This window comes from Nocardiopsis mangrovi, assembly GCF_042653925.1.
Taxonomy (GTDB): domain Bacteria; phylum Actinomycetota; class Actinomycetes; order Streptosporangiales; family Streptosporangiaceae; genus Nocardiopsis_B; species Nocardiopsis_B mangrovi.
Window position 1 is genome coordinate 15,195 of record NZ_JBHSFQ010000047.1, and the last position, 16,574, is coordinate 31,768.

Here is a 16,574-nt window from a genome sequence, read left to right on the forward strand (position 1 = left end):
CCGGGCCCACGTTCGCTACCCGCGGGGCTGGATGAACCGCAGCATGTTCCCGGCGGGGTCGCGGAAGGCGCAGTCGCGGACGCCGTAGGGCTGGTCGAGCGGCTCCTGGAGCACCTCGCCGCCGCCGGCGCGGATGGTCTCGAAGGTGGCGTCGCAGTCCTCGGTCCGGAAGTTGACGCCGCGCAGCAGGCCCTTGGCCAGCAGTTCCGCCATGGCCTCCTTGTCGGCGGCCGAGGCGCCCGGGTCGGCGAGCGGCGGTTCGAGGACGATGTCCACGCCGGGCTGCGACGCCGCGCCGACGGTGACCCAGCGCATCCCCTCGAAGGAGACGTCGTTGCGCACCTCGAAGCCGAGGACGTCGCGGTAGAACGCCAGCGCCTTGTCGTGGTCGTCGACGGCGATGAAACACGTGGAAAGTTCGATGTCCATGCAGGTCATGCTAGAAGCGGCGGGGAGTTCTCCGCTTCTCCATTCCTGACGGGTCGCGTGTGGATCTTCGCGATGCACGGCGGGATGGCGGTGCCCTCGTCGTGAGGGCGGGCGCGGTACGCGCTGGGGCTCTCGCCCACCAGTTCGGTGAACCGCGAACTGAACGAGCCCAGCGAGGTGCACCCGACCGCGAAGCAGACCTCCGTCACCGTGAGGTCGCCCCGTCGCAGCAGGGCCTTGGCCCGCTCGATCCGGCGCGTCATCAGGTAGCTGTAGGGCGTCTCGCCGTACGCGGCGCGGAAGCTGCGCGAGAAGTGGCCCGGCGACATGAGGGCGACGCGCGCCAGAGTCGGGACGTCGAGCGGCTCCGCGTAGTCGCGGTCCATCGCGTCACGCGCCCGGCGCAGCCGGACGAGGTCCTCCAGTGTCACGTGACCACCCTCCCATGGACGCCGCGCGCCGATACCGCCGGCCCGGCGGAGTTTACGCAGCTCGGAAACCCAAAGCACCGAGGACGCACCACCGACGGTACCCGGACCCTACGACACGGGGGCTTGGCGTCCACGGCCGTCCCGGTGGCCGGTGCCGGCGCCCGATAACGGCGGTCGTCGGCACGGTCGGCGCACGTGGCCGTCGGTGCGCGGCGTCGTCCGGCGGGGGCTCCGTCATCTGATGGAGGCCATCCCCCGTTCCGGCTTCACCCTGTCCGCGCCGTAGATCACACGAAAGCCCGGGAGGGTCGCGGGTGAACTCGCGACCCTCCCGGGCTTCATGGTCCGTCTATGTCGTGGCCTCGGAGTCGTCCGCGGGCTCCTGGTCCTCCGCCGGAGTGCCCGGAGTAGCGCGCCTACGGGGGAGGACTGCGCCGACTGCTCTGATCGACGATCTGCTGTAGCGCGGCGAGATGGTTCTGGATGGCCGACCGTCCCGTGTCGGTCAGCCGGAGGCTCGTGCGCGGGAACTTGCCCACGTAGCCTTTGTGCACCTGCACATATTCGTGTTCTTCCAATTTCGAGACCTGCTTCGACAGGGCCGATTTCGACAGCCCCGCGGTCTCGCGGACGAAGGAGAACTCGGCCCAATCACACGAGGCGAGTAACGCGAGGATCTTCAGCCGGGTGGGGTCGGCCAGCAGCGGGTCGAACTCCACGGCCCTACCTGCGACTTCCGGGATCGGCCATCCACCACTTCGCGAAGCGCGGGCCGGCCACGGCGAGCACCAGCCCCACCAGCGCCCCCGCGATCGGGTAGGGCTCATCCAGCAGGAAGAGCACGCCCTGGTGGAACGCGAAGAGCATCGCCACCACACCGAGCATCGTCACGAGCGACAGCGTGCGGACCCGCCGGCGTGCCGCACCGGTCAGCCGCGCCCGCTGGCCCGTGATCCCGGCCGCCTGGGGGAATCTGGCGGCCACCGCGGCCACCACGGCCGCCACGACCAGGACCAGCGTGATGAGGTTCGACGACCCGGGTCCCGACAGCCAGGCCAGCACCGAGGCGGCGAACACCGCGCCGCCGGCCACGGCCCACCGCACACGCCCCTGTACCAGCGTCGCGGACGCGTTCTGCGTCACGGAGTGCGCCTCGCGCAGGGCCCGACTCGCATCAGACGGGTCGATGTTCGCCATGATTCTCCTCCAAGCACCTAGTTTCCTTAGAGGAAACAGTAACCCGCGATTCGGCCGCCTTGCAACCCTCGGTGGCGGCCACGAGCGCGCCCAAGGTCGGGAGCGCTGGCTAACGCCGCAGGTCAGTGACGAGTTGGGCTTTTCCCGATGGTTTCCGTGAGGCGCCGCAGGGCGGCGCGGGCGGGCGGCCCCCAGGTGGGCTTTCCGCCCGGGCGGCCGCGGACACCGGCGTCTCCGATGAGGATTCCGCTGAGCGCCTGCACCACCGCCCAGCCGCGGGCGCGGCGCAGGGTCGCGGCGTCCGGGGCCGGCCGGTAGGCGCCGTGGAAGCGGCCGGCGGCGCCGTCCGGCAGCAGCACCCAGGCGGCGGCGAGGTCGCAGGCCGGATCGCCCGCGCAGAGGTCGCCGAAGTCGACCACGCCGCAGAAGGCGCCCTCCGCGGTGAGGACGTTGGCCGGATGCAGGTCGCTGTGGAGCCACAGTGCCGGGCCGGCCCAGTCGGGCGCGGCGACGGCGTCGTCCCACACCGCGCGGACGGCGTCCGGATCGGGGATCAGCCCCGGCTCGGCGGCCGAGGCGAGCTGCCGGGCGAACGGCTCGGTGAGGCCGGCCAGCGGCCCCCCGCGGCCGAAGCGGCCGGCGGGCGCCCCGTCAGGGGCGGGGCGGTGCAGAGCCGTCAGGAAGCCGGCCAGGCCGTCGGCCGCCTCCGCGGCCGCTGTGGCCGGGGCGCGGTCGGCGGGCGTGCCCGGCACCCAGGTGGTGACGGTCCAGGACCGCGGAAACCGCTCGGAGGGCTCGCCGAGGCGCTGCGGGACCGGGACCCGCAGGGGAAGGGACGGGGCGAGAACGGGCAGCCACGCGTGCTCCTTGCGCAGCAGCGCGTCAGCGGAGCCCGTCACCCTGGGCAACCGGACGGCGAGGTCGTCGCCGAGCCGCCACAACTGGTTGTCCCAGCCGCGCGCGCCGAGCCGCACGGGGAGGTCGGCCAGGTCGGGGTGCTGATCGCGCAGCAGTTCCCGGACCAGCTCCGCGGTGATCTCGATCCCGGTGTCCGTCATGGGGAGCAACGGTAGCCGGGGCCGCGTGCCGGCGCCCGGTCCCCGCCCGAACGGCGGCGCCCGGCGACGCCGGCTCAGCCGCTGAGCGCCGCAGCGACCGCCGCATCGGCGTGCAGCCGGGTCGTGGGGAAGACCGGGACCGGGCTGTCCTGTGGGCGGATCAGCAGTTCGATCTCGGTGCAGCCGAGGATCACGCCCTGCGCGCCGCGTGCCACGAGCCCGCCGATCACCTCCTGGTAGGCAGCGCGCGACTCCTCGCGGACGACGCCCAGGCACAGCTCCTCATAGATCACCCGGTGCACCAGCGCCCGCTGGCCGGCGTCGGGGACCAGCACCTCGAGCCCGTGCTGTGCCAGTCTGCCGCGGTAGAAGTCCTGCTCCATCGTGAACGCTGTCCCCAGCAGCCCGACCTTGCCCACCCCCGCCGCCGTGACGGCCTGGGCGGTGACGTCGCCCAGATGCAGCAGCGGAACGGAGACCGCCGACGCCACCGCGCCGGCGACCTTGTGCATGGTGTTGGTGCAGATCAACACCAGGTCCGCGCCCGCGGCCTCGACCGCCTGCGCCGCGGCGGCCAGTACCTTGCCCGCCTCCGCCCAGTGCCCTTCGACCTGCAGGCGCTCGATCTCGGCGAAGTCGACCGAGTACAGCACGCACTTCGCCGAATGCAGCCCGCCCAGCCGCTCCCGCGTCAGCTCGTTCAGCAGCCGGTAGTACTCCGCGGTCGACTCCCAGCTCATGCCGCCGATCAACCCGATGGTCCTCATGCGCCTACTTTCACATACGCCACTGCGCGGACCGCCGGTGCGGTCGGCCAGCGGTCAGCGGTCAGCGGCCCCGGATACGCGGCACGGCCTCAGCGGAATTCGACTTGCGCCTCAAGCGGCTTGAGGTAGCACAGTGACCCGCATGAGCGACCACGAGCTGTACCCCATCGGAGACGCCGCGCACCGCAGCGGCCTGAGTGTGAGCGCCGTGCGGTTCTACGCCGACGCCGGGATCGTCGAGCCCACGGGCGTGAACCGGGCCGGCCACCGGATGTACGACGTCGGCGCCATCGCCCGGCTGGAACTCGTCCGCACCCTGCGCGAGCTGGACACCGACCTGGACGAGATCCGCCGCCTGCTCGACGGCGGCACGACCCTGCACGACCTGCTCACCACGCACCTGGAGATCGTCAAGCGCCAGGAGCGCACCCTGCGTGCCAGGCGGGCGGTGCTGAGAACGCTGATCGAACAGGGCGGCACGACCGCTCAGGCCGACCTGATGCACAAGCTCGTCTCGATGACCGACGAGGAACGCGAGCAGACCATCGACGACTTCTGGAACGACGTCGGCGCGGGCCTCGACCTTCCCGAGGGCTTCGTCGACCGGTTGCGGACGATGCGCCCCGTCCTGCCCGCGGACCCCACGGCCGCCCAGCTCGAAGCCTGGATCGAACTGGCCGACCTGGTACGGGACCCGGCGTTCCGCGACGCGGTCCGCACCTACCTGCACGACGCCTACTCCACGGATGAGGGAAGGACCGTGGCGAGTGCCCCGTTCCAGGACTTCATGCACGAGACCGGGACCCCGCTCGCGGAGGAGCTCCTCGCCGCGCACCGTGCCGGGGAATCCCCCCGGTCCCCCCGGGCCCAGCGGGCCGTCACACGCTTCATGGAAGCGGCCACCGCGCTCTCCGACACCCCGCTCACCCCCGAAGTCCGCGACCGGATGGCCGACGGGTTCCAGCAGGTTCCCGACCTCATGCGCCAGATCGCCGAAGAGGACGCGGCCTCCGACGACCCCGTCTACGACGACACCCACGGCCGGTACCTGTCCCTGGTGGCGCTGATCAACGGGACCGAGGAGGACCACGGCTCCTTCCCCTACACCTGGATCGCCGAAGCCATGCGCGCCGCGGAACCGCTGCACCCGTAGCGGGCACCGACGTCGGACGGCCGGGGTGACGGTGCGGTCCGCGCCGCCCCGCGATACGGCGGGGCCGGTGTCCGCTTCCCTCACACGCGACCACGGACATTCACCACGAACACCGGCCGTCGTCCGGCCATGCGAAGATCTCGGCCGCGACGGGGGCCGGCGGGTATAAGGGCAAGATGCACGCGGACGAAGTGACGACCGACGCCGGCCTGGTCCGGCGGCTGCTGCGCGCTCAGTTCCCCCAGTGGGCGGACCTGCCGATCAGCCGGCTCGCCTCCGGCGGCACGGTCAACACGATCTACCGGATCGGCGACGACCTGACCGCCCGGCTGCCGCTGCGCCCCGGCGGCGCCGAGGCCATCGCGAAGGAGGCACGGCTGCTCCCCCGGCTGGCACCGCTGCTGCCGCTGCCGATCCCGGAGGTGGCGGCGGTCGGCGCACCGGGCGAGGGGTATCCCCTGGCCTGGGCGGTGCACCGGTGGATCGAGGGCCGCAGCCCGGTGGAGGGCGGTCCGGCCGAGCCGGAGCCCGTGGCGCGCGGCCTCGCGGAGTTCGCGGTCGCCATCCGCGGGATCGCCCTCCCCGGCGGTCCGCCCGCGCACCGGGGTGGGCCGCTGATCGCCGAAGACCAGGAGACGCGGGCGGCGATCGAGGCGCTGCGCCGCACCGACGAACCCTTCGACACCGACGAGATCACGGCGGCCTGGGAGGAGGCGCTCGCGGCACCACAGTGGGCGGGCCCCGCCTGCTGGACGCACTCCGACCTCATGCCGGGCAATCTGCTGCTCGCCGGCGACCGCGTCGCGGCCGTCATCGACTTCGGCACCGTGGGCATGGGCGAACCGGCGACCGACCTCATCCCGGCGTGGAACCTGCTGCCCTCCTCGGCCCGGCGGGTGTACCGCGAGGCGGTGGATGCGGACGACGCGACGTGGGCGCGCAGCCGGGGCTGGGCGCTGTCCATGGCGGTCATCCAACTGCCGTACTACCGGACGACCAATCCGACCATCTCGGCCAACGCCCGGCACACCATCCGGGAGATCCTCGGCTCCTCATAAAGGAGATCGGGGGGATCGTCATCGAACCGGGCCGTCGTCCGCACGCACCGGCCTTCGTCGCTACGCGCGTCTCGGGGCGGCGCAGTAGGCCGCCAGTACCGCCGCGCCCCACACCGCCTGCGCCGCGAGCAGCGGGCCGGTCACTCCGCCGGCGAGGGCCACGAGCGCGGGCAGGCAGCCGAGTGCGGCGATGTCGGCGCCGGCCAGTGCCCACTGCACCGGGCCGAGCGGCACCGGGCCGAGGGGCGTGTCCATGACGGGCGTCGTGTGGTCGATCGGTGGGCGCCGCGCCATCCGCAGCGCGCCCGCGGCCAGCGCCGGCGCGCACAGCAGCCCGAGCGGCCAGAGGGCCCCGCCGAGGCCCGCGACGTCGAGCGCGGCCAGCGCGAAGGTCAGCCAGGAACCGCCGAGCAGGGCGGGCAGCACCGCCCGCGCCGCGAGGAGCGCGCGCGGACGGGCACCGAGCAGCCGCGCCAGCGCCGCGTCGCCGGCGTCGCGGCGTGCCCCCGCGGTGGCCGTCGCGGCGACCGCCGGCGCGCCCACCGCGAGGACGATCAGCGCGCCCGTCGCCCCGCCGCCCGCCCTCGCGGCCAGCACGGGCAGGACGGTGGCGGCCGCCATCAGCGCGAGCCGTCCCGGCCGCCGCGCCAGCCGCCGCCAGTCCAGCCAGGCCACCGCCGCCGCCCCGCGCAGCCGCGAGGGCCAGGCGCGCGACCGCAGCACGCGCGACCGCCAGTGCGCGTCCTCGGCGATCCAGGTCAGCGAGCCCGGATCCATCACGGCGAACGCGCCCGCCGCGAGCCCCGCCCGGGTGGACGCGTCCAGGACGGCGCGGGCCGGGATGCGCGCGACGGCCCCCCAGGCCCGCCCCGCGAGACCCGCGGCGACCGCAGCCGACGCGGACGCAGCCGCCGTCCACGCCGCAAGAGGCGCCGACGCGATACCGACGAGCACCCCCTGCCCCGGCCCCATGCTCATGACGGCCGCGGCCAACGCCACCGCCACGAGGGTGACGAGCACCGCGGCCGGCCAGCCCTCCCAGGACTGCGACGCCTGCGCCAGCACCGTCAGCGCCATCCCGCCCAGCGCCCACGACACGCCCAGCACGACGGACGCGAGCAGCCGGAGCGTCAGCGCATCGGGGGCGCCGAGCGCGCTCAGCAGCGCCAGGCCGAGGGCCGCGCCAGCACCGGCACCCACCACGGCGAGGATCAGCAGCGTGCGGGCCAGCACGCTCCGGCGCGGCAGCGGCGAGAGCACCAGCCACGCCGCATCCGCCGCCGGCACCCCCACCGGCCCGACCGCGCGCGCGAGGACCAGCGAACCCGCCAGCAGCAACGCGATCAGCGCCAGGCCCGCGCCCGCCCGCGCCGGGTCGACGTCGCCGGGCAGAGCCGACATGGCACGGTCGATCACCGGGGACGCCAGCACCACCAGCAGCCCGAAGGTCAGCAGGGAGATGTACCGGTCGGACCAGGTGCGGCTGCGACGCCTGCGGCCCCGGGCCCGCATGAACGCGCGGACCTCCGCGGTCCTGTTCACGCGGCGGCCTCCAAGGCGACGTGGCGCGCGTCTTCGGCGAACCGCGGGTCGTGCGTCACCATCACCACCGCGCCGCCGTCCGCGGCGTACGAGGCGAGCAGCCCCGCGAGCCGTTCCCGGAAGGCCGCATCGAGCCCGCGCTCCGGCTCGTCCAGCAGCAGGAGCCGGCTCGGGCGCAGGAGCGCCATGGCCAGGGACAGCCGCTGGCGCTGCCCGGTCGACAGGGACACCGGGGCGCGGTCGGCGCAGCCGGCCAGCTCGAAGAGCTCCACGGCCGCCCTCACCTCCAGGCGTCCGGGGCCGTGCACCGTTCGCATCAGCTCCAGGTGCTCCTGGACGGTCAGCCCCGGATACCAGGCGGGCTCGTCGCCGACCAGGGCGACCTCGCGCCAGAAATCCGGCTCGTCGGCGGCCGGCCGGCCCAGCACGTCCACGCTGCCCGACGCCTGCTGGAGCCCGGCGAGGCAGCGCAGGAGGGTCGTCTTCCCGGCACCGTTGGCACCGAGCACCGCGACCACCTCCCCGGGCGCGACCGTGAGGTCGACTCCGCGCAGGACCGGGACGCCGCCCAGCTCCACGCCCACGGCACGGGCCACGACGATCGGTTCGCTCACCGGCCCAGCCTAGGCCGCGCGGCCGGCGCCTCCCGCCGCCACCCCGCCCAGGCCGGGTCCTCGGGGCCGGCGGAGTCCACGGCGCGCCGCCGCACGGCCTCACGGCCGCGGCGGGACCCGGCGGCGTGACGTGGGATGGGCCCCGCGGGTGCGGTGGCGCGGACGGGTTGCGGTGGCTTTCGCGGTGCGTGGGCACTGGGCGCCGCGGTACCGCGGAGCGCCGACCGGTTCACCGCGCTTCTGCCCGGGACCTGGCCCGGCCGTGGCTTCTCGCCCGCCGGACCGTCCCGGCGGACGCTCTGGCGGGCGACGCCGTGCCACGAGCGTTCTCCGCGAGTCCAGCCGGGAGCCCCTTGGCCGCCGGGCGGGAAGGCGCACCCGGACGCGAACGCCCCCCGCACCTGGGGGACCACGGCCGCGATGCCGGACCGGATCATCCGCCACGCGGCGACGGGATGCCCCGCTGTCCCGTCGCCTCGCAGTGCCCTCGCTCGCCGACCTGCGCCGCCGTCCCGTCGGCCTCGCCGACCCCCCAGCACCGCCGATCGCCTCCCCTCCCCGTCAGGCGCGCCCTCCGCCGAGCCGCCATCCCGCACTCCCGCCCCCTTCACTCCCCGACCTGCGCCGCCGTCCCGTCAGCTCGCCGCGACAGTGAAGGGCTTTCCCCTTCCACCCGAGGGAATTGGGAATTAGTTTGTTGTCCAACCAAAATAAGGAGAACCCGCATGCGAGGTCCAGACCCCGCCCCCCGCCTGTGGTTCGGCGGTGACTACAACCCCGAGCAGTGGCCCGAGGCCGTCGTCGCCGAGGACATGGAGCTGATGCGCCGCGCCGGGGTGAACCTCGCGACCGTGGGGGTCTTCTCCTGGGCGCTCCTCGAACCCGCCGAAGGCCGGTTCCGCTTCGACCCGCTCGACCGGCTCCTGGACCGGCTCGACGCCAACGGGGTCGCGGCCGCGCTGGCCACGCCCACGGCGTCACCGCCTCCGTGGTTCGGCCTGGCGCACCCGGACGCCCTGCCCGTCACGGCCGACGGCACGCGGCTCACCCACGGCAGCCGCGACACCTACTGCGTGTGCGCCCCCGCCTACACCGCCGCCTGCACACGGATGGCGCGCGCCCTGGCCGAGCGCTACGCCGGCCACCCCGCCCTCGCCATGTGGCACGTGCACAACGAGTACGGGACCCGGTGCCACTGCGACCACGTGGCAGGCGAATTCCGGGGCTGGCTACAGCGGCGCCACGGCGGGCTCGACGCACTCAACGACGCCTGGACGACCGCGTTCTGGAGCCAGCACTACACGGACTGGGAGCAGGTCCGGCCCCCGCGCGCCACCCAGTACCTGCCCAACCCCGGCCACGTCCTCGACTTCCGCCGCTTCCTCTCCGACGCCATGCTCGCCAACTACCGCGCCCAGCGCGACGTCCTGCGCGACGCCACACCCGCGGTGCCCGTCACCACCAACTTCGCGTTCGGAAGCTGGGTGCCGGTGAACCCGTGGCAGTGGGCGGACCACCTCGACCTGGTGGCGGTGGACTCCTACCCCGACGCCATCGGCACGGCCGGGGCCGAGCAGACCGCCTTCGCGGCCGACCTGGCCCGCTCATGGGCCGCCGCGCCCGAGCGGCGGCCCCGCCCCGCCGCCGGCGGCGGGGACCCTGCCCGCGCCGCCGCGCCCCACGACCGCACCCGCCCCTCCCCGGCCCGCCCCTGGCTGGCCATGGAGCAGGCGGCGGGCGTCACCTACACGGGGACGCGCACCGTTCCCAAAGCCCCGGGGGAGACGCTGCGGCACGCCGTCGGGCACGTCGCCCGCGGGTCGCACGGGGCGATGTTCTTCCAGTGGCGGGAGTCGCGCGGCGGCGCCGAGCAGTGGCACTCGGGGATGGTGCCGCACGCCGGACCGGATTCGGCGGTCCACCGCGAGATCCGCGACCTCGGGGCGCTGCTGCCCCGCCTGGCCGGGGCGCGCGACACCGCTGTGGTGGCCGACGCCGCGATCGTCTGGGACCCCGAGTGCTGGTGGGCGCTGGAGAGCCGGTCGCTCCCGGCGCGGGGCCTGGACTACCGCGACCTCGTCGCCCAGGCGCACCGCGCCCTCTGGCGCTCGGGACGGACCGTCGACTTCGTCGAGCCCGGGGCGGCACCGCCCGCTGTTCCGCTGCTGGTGGTCCCGGCCCTCTACCTCACCTCGGACGCCACCGCGGCGGCCCTGGCCCGGTACGCCGACGCGGGCGGCACGCTGGTGGTGACGTTCCTGAGCGGCATCGCCGACCCGAACGGAACGGTGATCACGGGCGGATACCCCGGCGCCCTGCGCGAGCTGCTCGGGGTGCGGGTCGAGCGCTTCCATCCGCTGGAGGCGGACGAGACCGTCGCGGTCGCCTGGACCGGCCCGGAAGCCGGGGGCGGCCCCGGCGCCCCTGGCGGACCCGGCCGATTCGGCGAGCCCGGGTCCGGCATCGGCCCCGGGGCCGATGCAGGTTGCGGCGGCGGCGACGGTGGCGACAAGGGCGCCGCCATGTCCGGCCGGCAGTGGTCGGAACTCGTCCATCCCGGCACCGCCGACGTGGTCGCCCGCTATGTCTCCGGCTCTCTGGCCGGCCGGCCCGCGATCACCCGGCGCGCGGTGGGGCAGGGCGGTGCCTGGTACGTGTCGACCCGCCTCGCCGGCACCGATCTGGAGGACCTGCTCACCCGCGCGGCCCCTCCGCCGGCCGGCCCGCCCGCTCCCCCTTCTCCGGGCGTGGAGATCGTACGCCGCGTCCGCGGCGACGACACCTGGGTGTTCGTGCTCAACCACACCGACCGCGAGCACGCGGTGGACGCGCACCTCCTCGGCGCGGGCCCCGGCGCGACCGATCTCGTCTCCGGCAGGCCCGCCGACGGCCTGAGCCTCGCGCCGGGCGGCGTCGCGGTCCTCCACGGCGCACGGGCCTGAATCCGCCGCCGGCCCCGCCCGATCGTCCCGGCCGCGATCTCCGGCGGCGCCGCACTCGGCCCCCCGACCCCGACACACCGAACATCCGACCACACAACGCGATCGCGGTCGATGTATTCGCATAACGGAAACAAGACACGAAACGCCATTTGGAGCGCATCGACCACGCATATTTCCGAGGACGGGTCCGGCCCAGGTCCGAACGTCGTGGAATATCCGATGACCAGTCGATATCCACGGGGACGCAGCCGGCCCGAAAGACGATCACGGCCCCTGGGCGAATAAACCGGCGTCGCCGCATGGCCATCGCGCCGGGCTTCCGGTAGGCTCCGAAATTCGGCGGCCTAATTGTGTCACGAACACGAAAACGACCCCCTGTTACAGCAGGAGGCCGCCGGAATACACCTGAAAATCGTGAGGAGAATCGAAAATAGAGGCCAAGTCCGATCAATCCTCCGACTCGCCTTCAGTATCTCCACCCACCGGCCTTCTGTCAACCACGACCATTCTCCTCGGCGGCGGGGCCTTCACCACCATCGTCGCCTCCGAGCCCCTGCTTCTGGCGCTCGCCCTGCTGATCACCCTCATCCCGATGACACTTCTCTGCCTCACCGTCATCGTCGGGATCAGCACCGGAAACGGCGACCGCCGCACGGCCTGCAAGTACTTCTTCGACCGCCTGAGATTCTGGGAACAGTTCCGGTAATCGCACCGGAACCCCCGCGGCGGCCCCGGCGGAATTTCCGCCGGGGCCGCCCGTGTGAACGCGGATCGCTCACGACCGCGACCGCCGCCCCCTTCCGCCCGTCCCGTGCGCATCGCCATCGCGACACCGCCCTCCCACTCGTGCGGCCGGTCCGAGCGCGAATGATTCAACCGCGACTTGAGACTCGTCCGCCGGATGTCCCTGCGCATACGCGTCCTGACGGCGCCGGCGTTCCGGGAGCGCTTCAACGCGATTCTGGAAAGCATGGACATCGACGGTGCACCACCACCCAGGGCGGAGTACGCCCCCGAACCCCGCGGCGGGCGCGCTGGGCGCCGCGGCGTTCCTCGCCGCGGTGGCACCGGCCCCGGCGGCGGCCGCGTCGGATGCCGGGGACGAGGACATGTCGACCACGATCATCGGTGGCGTCGACGCCACCGAGGAGTACCCGTTCATGGTGAGCCTCCAGTTCGACGGCGAGCACTTCTGCGGCGGCTCGCTGATCGACGACGAATGGGTGGTGACCGCGGCCCACTGCGTGCTGGAGGACGACCCGGAGCAGGTCACCGCTCGGATCGGCAGCAACGACCACACGAGCGGCGGCACCGAGGCGGGGGTCTCCCGGATCGTCACCCACCCCGGCTTCGCCACTGACCCGGCGGCCGACGACATCGCCGTGGTGGAGCTCGCCGAGCCGGTCGAGCAGGAGCCCATCGCGATCGCACCCGAGGCGGGCGGCACCGGGACCCCGACCCGCATCCTGGGGTGGGGCATGACATGCGATAACGATGAAGACTGCCCCGAGACGCCCGCAGTCCTCCAGGAACTCGACACCGAGATCGTCTCCGACGACCGGTGCGCGGGGTTCGATGGCGCCACCGAGATCTGCACTCAGCATCCGACCGAGGACGCACAGGCGTGCTATGGCGACTCCGGCGGTCCCCAGATCCGGCGCGGGCCGGACGGGTGGGAACTGATCGGCGCCACCAGCCGCATCGGAGACGAGGACCTGGTGTGCTCCACGAGCCCGGTGATCTGGACCGACGTCACCGCGTACGCGGACTGGATCCGGAGCACGATCGCAGCGTGAGCCGCGCCGTCCGCCCGGATGAATCACCCCCGGGCGGGCGGCCCGCCGTCTCCGGCGAGGCGGATGCGCGGGTCGAGGCGGGCGGTGGCGATCTCGCCGGCGAAGCCGGCCGCGACCACCGTCACGCCGGTGACCAGGACGACGGCGAGGAGCACCGGGTAGTCCTGGGTCTGCGCGGCGTCCAGGGCGAGCCGCCCCATCCCCGGCCAGGCGAACACGACCTCGATCGCATAGGCGCCCGCCAGCAGCTGCGCGGCTCCCGCACCGAAGCGCGCCGCGAAGGGGACCAGCCCGGGGCGCAGCACGTGGCGCAGGCGCACGGTCCAGGGCCCCAGCCCGCGGGCCTCGGCGTTGGCCACGTGCACCGACCCGCGCACCCGCGCCACCCCGGTCTGCACGAGCCGCACGTAGACCCCGAAGTGGTGGCCGAAGGCCAGCGCGAGCGCGGGCAGGACCACCGATGACGCCACGACAGCGGGGGTCGGCTCCTGCCCCGGCCGCCCGAGGCCGCCGGCGGGGAACCAGCCGAGGAGCACCGAGAACACGTAGAGCAGGACGAGTGCGCCGACGAACCCCGGCACCCCGCCCAGGGCGAACACGGCGATCTCGATCCCCCGGCGCAGCCCTTGGCTGCGGGTGAGCCCCGCGACCAGGCCGACCGCGACCGCGCCGACGAGGCTGACCGCCGTGGCGGCCCCGGCCAGCAGCAGCGTCCACGGCAGGGCCGCGGCGATCTCCCCGGCCACCGGGCGGCCGTGCAGATAGGAGGCGCCGAGGTCGCCGCGGACGACCCCGCCGAGCCAGTCCGCGTAGCGGACCGGCAGCGGGGCGTCGAGGCCCATGGCCGCGCGCTGCGCCGCGACGGCGGCCTCGGGGACGGGCCGGCCGCCCGAGCGCGCCTCCAGCGCCGCGCGGGCCGGATCGCCCGGCGCGAGGTCGAGGGCGAGGAAGCAGAAGACCGACAGCCCGGCGCACACGAGCACGGCGGCGGCGAGGCGGCGCAGCAGGAATCCGGGGCTCACCGGAGCCCGCCGCACGACGACCCGCGGCTCACCGGAAGCCGCCGCGCGACCATCCGGGCCCGCCGGAACCCGCGGCACGACGGCCCCGGGCTCGTCGGCGGTCGCCGTTCCCACCGGGGGCATCCGCCCCCGGTGGGAACGGCGCCGCGGCGCAGTGGTCCCGCGCCCGTTGCGGGCCGTTCCGGGGTCACGGGCGGAGCCCGATCAGGTCCCAGCGGTTGCCGTAGAGGTCGCGGAACACCGCCACCGTCCCGTAGGACTCGTGACGGGGCTCGCCCTCGAAGACCACCCCGGCGGCCGTCATCCGGGCGTGGTCGCGGTCGAAGTCGTCGGTGTTGAGGAACAGGCCCACGCGCCCCCCGGTCTGGTCGCCGACCCGGTCGGCCTGGTCCGGTGTCGCGGCGCGGGCCAGCAGGAGGGCGGTCTCGCCGGAACCGGGCGGGGCGACGACCACCCAGCGCTTCCCGTCGCCGAGAACGGTGTCCTCGCGCAGGTCGAAGCCGAGCCGGTCGACGTAAAAATCGATCGCCTCGTCGTAGTCGCGTACGACGAGCGCCACCAGTCCGAGATGGGGCACGGGGTTCCTCCTTCGCCGGTCGGTGCGGGCACGGTGCCCGTCGGGGCCGACCCCGCCCCCCGGGCGGACGGGGCCGGCCCGGCCGGCGGGGCGCGGAGAACGGGCGCACGTCAGGAGCCGTACGACCACTCTTCGGCGTTCCAGAAGAAACCGTAGCCGTGGTGGGCGAGCGTGCGCTGCCGGATGCCGGTGAGGCCGGCCGGCACGGCGTTGACCGCCTCCAGGTAGGTGACGAACACGTAGGGCGGGTTCTCCGCGATGGCCTCCTGGAAGTCGGCGTAGGCCGCTTCGCGGGCCGCCGGGTCGGCGGTCGCGCGGCCGCGGTCGAGCGCGTCGTCCACCGCGTCGTCGGCGTAGCTCCCGTAGTTGGACCCGCCCTCGGCGAGCGCCTCGGCGGAGTGGAAGGGGCCGTAGAGCGACCCGTCGGGGTCATAGGGCGTGCCCCAGCCGATGAGGAAGGCATCCAGCCGCGCCCAGTCCACGGCGTCGCGCGGCCGGGGGTCGGCGGTGGCGTCGAAGCCCTGGTCGCGGAGCTGGGTGGCGAGCACTTCGATCATCGCGGCGCGGACGCCGTCCTCGGCGAAGGTGGTGAGGTCGAACGCGACCGGTTCCCCGCCCTTGGCCCATATGCCGTCGCCGTTCCTGCGGTAGCCGCCCTCGGTCATGATCCGCTCGACCCGCTCGGGGTCGAAGGAGTACCTGGTGTCCGCCGTGCCGAAGGGGCTCTGGTCGAGCGGGCCGAGCGCGGGCGAGCCGTACCCGTGCAGGACGCCGTCGATGACGGCGTCGCGGTCGACCGCGTAGTTCATGGCCAGGCGGGGCGCGGGGTCGTCGCAGTGGGCGTCGGACCAGCAGTGCTCCGGCGACATGTTGAACATGATGCCGCGGTAGTCGGCGGTGGGCGCGACCTCCAGCCGGAGCCGGTCCCCGCCCCGCACCTCGCCGGCCTGCCGCGGTTCGAGGGCGGCGGCGTCGACCTCGCCGTTCCGCAGCCGCATGAGGCGGGTGGCGGCGTCGGGGACGTAGGCGATGGTGATGCCCGACAGCCCCGGCGCGCCGCCGTAGTAGTCGGGGAAGGCGCTCAGGGACGCGTATTCGCCGTGTCGCCAGGTGTCGAGCCGGAAGGGCCCGGTGCCGACGGGGTGCTCGCCGAACGCGGGGTCGTCGATCCCGGTGGCGGCGAGGAGGTGCTCGGGCAGGATGCCGTTGGAGAGGGTGTCGAGCAGGGCGGGGGCGGGGTCGCTCAGCTCGACGACGACGGTGTGGTCGCCCTCGGCGCGGACCTCGTCGACGTCGGCGAACTTGTTGCTGGTGGCGAACCCGCCGTCGCGCACCGCCTCGATGGTGAAGACGACGTCGGCGGCGGTGAACGCCTCGCCGTCGTGCCAGGTGACGCCCTCGCGCAGGGCGAAGGTGTAGGTGCGGCCGTCGTCGTCGACCTCCCAGCTCTCGGCCAGGGCCGGGACGACCTCGTTGTCGGCGTCGTGGGCGGTGAGCCCGCGGAAGACCATCTCGGTGACGGGGTCGAGGTGTTCGTCGACGAGTGCCGGGTTGAACTCCTCGGGTTCGTCGCCCAAGGCGTAGGTGAGCGTGTCGTCGGCCGCGCCGCTCGGTGCGGCCGCGGCGCATCCGGTGGCGGCCAGCAGCAGGCAGGCGCCCGCGGCGAACGCGGATGGGGGGCGTCGCGTCACGTTCCACTCCCTTATTGCAAAGACTATGCAAGAGAGAAACATACGCGGTGGAGCCATCGACTCCCAGAGCCGGGCCGGGACATCCGGCCCCGCCCGGAAACGGCGGCGGGTCCCGCGCCGGCGACGGCGCGGGACCCGTTCCGGTCCGGTTCGAAGGGGGCTGGGGGCCGGGGATGCTCCTATAGATGTCAAGCGGCAGGAGCAAGGTCGGTTTGAGTGATGTGTTCGGTTGGTGTTCCTGCCAGTGCGCGGTAGACCTCGCGGGCGACGAATCGCTTGAGGCAGCGCATGATGTCC

Annotated in this window: 15 protein-coding genes; 4 read left to right on the forward strand and 11 right to left on the reverse strand. The window is 74.0% G+C overall.

Features of this window, described 5'->3' with window-relative positions:
* Positions 1-15: 15 nt before the first annotated feature.
* From ACFO4E_RS28285 to ACFO4E_RS28310, 6 genes are all read right to left on the reverse strand, one after another.
* A complete protein-coding gene (locus tag ACFO4E_RS28285; protein WP_378580066.1) occupies positions 16-429 on the reverse strand; it encodes a VOC family protein in 414 nt (137 codons plus the stop codon).
* Between the two features lie 5 nt (positions 430-434).
* The gene (locus ACFO4E_RS28290) at positions 435-815 is read right to left on the reverse strand and encodes a helix-turn-helix transcriptional regulator (RefSeq protein ID WP_378580095.1); all 381 of its coding nucleotides are present in this window, start codon (positions 813-815) and stop codon (positions 435-437) included.
* A gap of 461 nt (positions 816-1,276) precedes the next feature.
* Positions 1,277-1,579, reverse strand: coding sequence for a winged helix-turn-helix domain-containing protein (locus ACFO4E_RS28295; protein WP_378580068.1), 303 nt, complete (start codon positions 1,577-1,579; stop codon positions 1,277-1,279).
* A gap of 4 nt (positions 1,580-1,583) precedes the next feature.
* The gene (locus tag ACFO4E_RS28300; RefSeq protein ID WP_378580070.1) at positions 1,584-2,057 is read right to left on the reverse strand and encodes a hypothetical protein; all 474 of its coding nucleotides are present in this window, start codon (positions 2,055-2,057) and stop codon (positions 1,584-1,586) included.
* Between the two features lie 122 nt (positions 2,058-2,179).
* Positions 2,180-3,115 (reverse strand): aminoglycoside phosphotransferase family protein, encoded by a 936-nt coding sequence (locus ACFO4E_RS28305; RefSeq protein ID WP_378580072.1) that lies wholly within the window; start codon positions 3,113-3,115, stop codon positions 2,180-2,182.
* A gap of 74 nt (positions 3,116-3,189) precedes the next feature.
* Positions 3,190-3,882 (reverse strand): aspartate/glutamate racemase family protein, encoded by a 693-nt coding sequence (locus ACFO4E_RS28310; RefSeq protein WP_378580074.1) that lies wholly within the window; start codon positions 3,880-3,882, stop codon positions 3,190-3,192.
* Between the two features lie 142 nt (positions 3,883-4,024).
* On the opposite strand from ACFO4E_RS28310, the gene ACFO4E_RS28315 reads away from it, so the two are divergent.
* Together ACFO4E_RS28315 and ACFO4E_RS28320 are read left to right on the forward strand one after the other, a co-directional pair.
* Entirely contained in the window at positions 4,025-5,035 is a 1,011-nt protein-coding gene (locus ACFO4E_RS28315; RefSeq protein WP_378580076.1) for a MerR family transcriptional regulator, read from the forward strand.
* 176 nt (positions 5,036-5,211) lie between these two features.
* Complete coding sequence (locus ACFO4E_RS28320) at positions 5,212-6,093, forward strand: aminoglycoside phosphotransferase family protein (RefSeq protein WP_378580078.1); 882 nt, start codon at positions 5,212-5,214, stop codon at positions 6,091-6,093.
* Between the two features lie 60 nt (positions 6,094-6,153).
* Here ACFO4E_RS28320 and ACFO4E_RS28325 read toward each other — a convergent pair whose 3' ends face one another.
* Both ACFO4E_RS28325 and ccmA read right to left on the reverse strand, forming a co-directional pair.
* On the reverse strand, positions 6,154-7,635 hold the full coding sequence (locus tag ACFO4E_RS28325) for a DUF6297 family protein (protein ID WP_378580080.1): 1,482 nt from the start codon (positions 7,633-7,635) through the stop codon (positions 6,154-6,156).
* The gene (ccmA, locus tag ACFO4E_RS28330; protein WP_378580082.1) at positions 7,632-8,249 is read right to left on the reverse strand and encodes a heme ABC exporter ATP-binding protein CcmA; all 618 of its coding nucleotides are present in this window, start codon (positions 8,247-8,249) and stop codon (positions 7,632-7,634) included. Before ccmA ends, ACFO4E_RS28325 begins: the two co-directional genes overlap by 4 nt.
* Positions 8,250-8,974: 725 nt before the next feature.
* Here ccmA and ACFO4E_RS28335 point away from each other — a divergent pair.
* Positions 8,975-11,191, forward strand: a complete 2,217-nt coding sequence (locus ACFO4E_RS28335; RefSeq protein ID WP_378580084.1) for a beta-galactosidase — start codon at positions 8,975-8,977, stop codon at positions 11,189-11,191.
* Between the two features lie 983 nt (positions 11,192-12,174).
* Positions 12,175-12,987: a S1 family peptidase gene (locus ACFO4E_RS28340; RefSeq protein ID WP_378580086.1), complete on the forward strand. Its 813-nt coding sequence runs from the start codon at positions 12,175-12,177 to the stop codon at positions 12,985-12,987.
* A 23-nt stretch (positions 12,988-13,010) separates the two neighbouring features.
* Here ACFO4E_RS28340 and ACFO4E_RS28345 read toward each other — a convergent pair whose 3' ends face one another.
* From ACFO4E_RS28345 to ACFO4E_RS28355, 3 genes are all read right to left on the reverse strand, one after another.
* Positions 13,011-14,009, reverse strand: a complete 999-nt coding sequence (locus ACFO4E_RS28345; RefSeq protein ID WP_378580088.1) for an ABC transporter permease — start codon at positions 14,007-14,009, stop codon at positions 13,011-13,013.
* A gap of 187 nt (positions 14,010-14,196) precedes the next feature.
* A complete protein-coding gene (locus ACFO4E_RS28350; RefSeq protein ID WP_378580090.1) occupies positions 14,197-14,586 on the reverse strand; it encodes a VOC family protein in 390 nt (129 codons plus the stop codon).
* Positions 14,587-14,696: 110 nt separating this feature from the next.
* Positions 14,697-16,277: an ABC transporter substrate-binding protein gene (locus tag ACFO4E_RS28355; RefSeq protein WP_378580092.1), complete on the reverse strand. Its 1,581-nt coding sequence runs from the start codon at positions 16,275-16,277 to the stop codon at positions 14,697-14,699.
* Between the last annotated feature and the right edge of the window lie 297 nt (positions 16,278-16,574).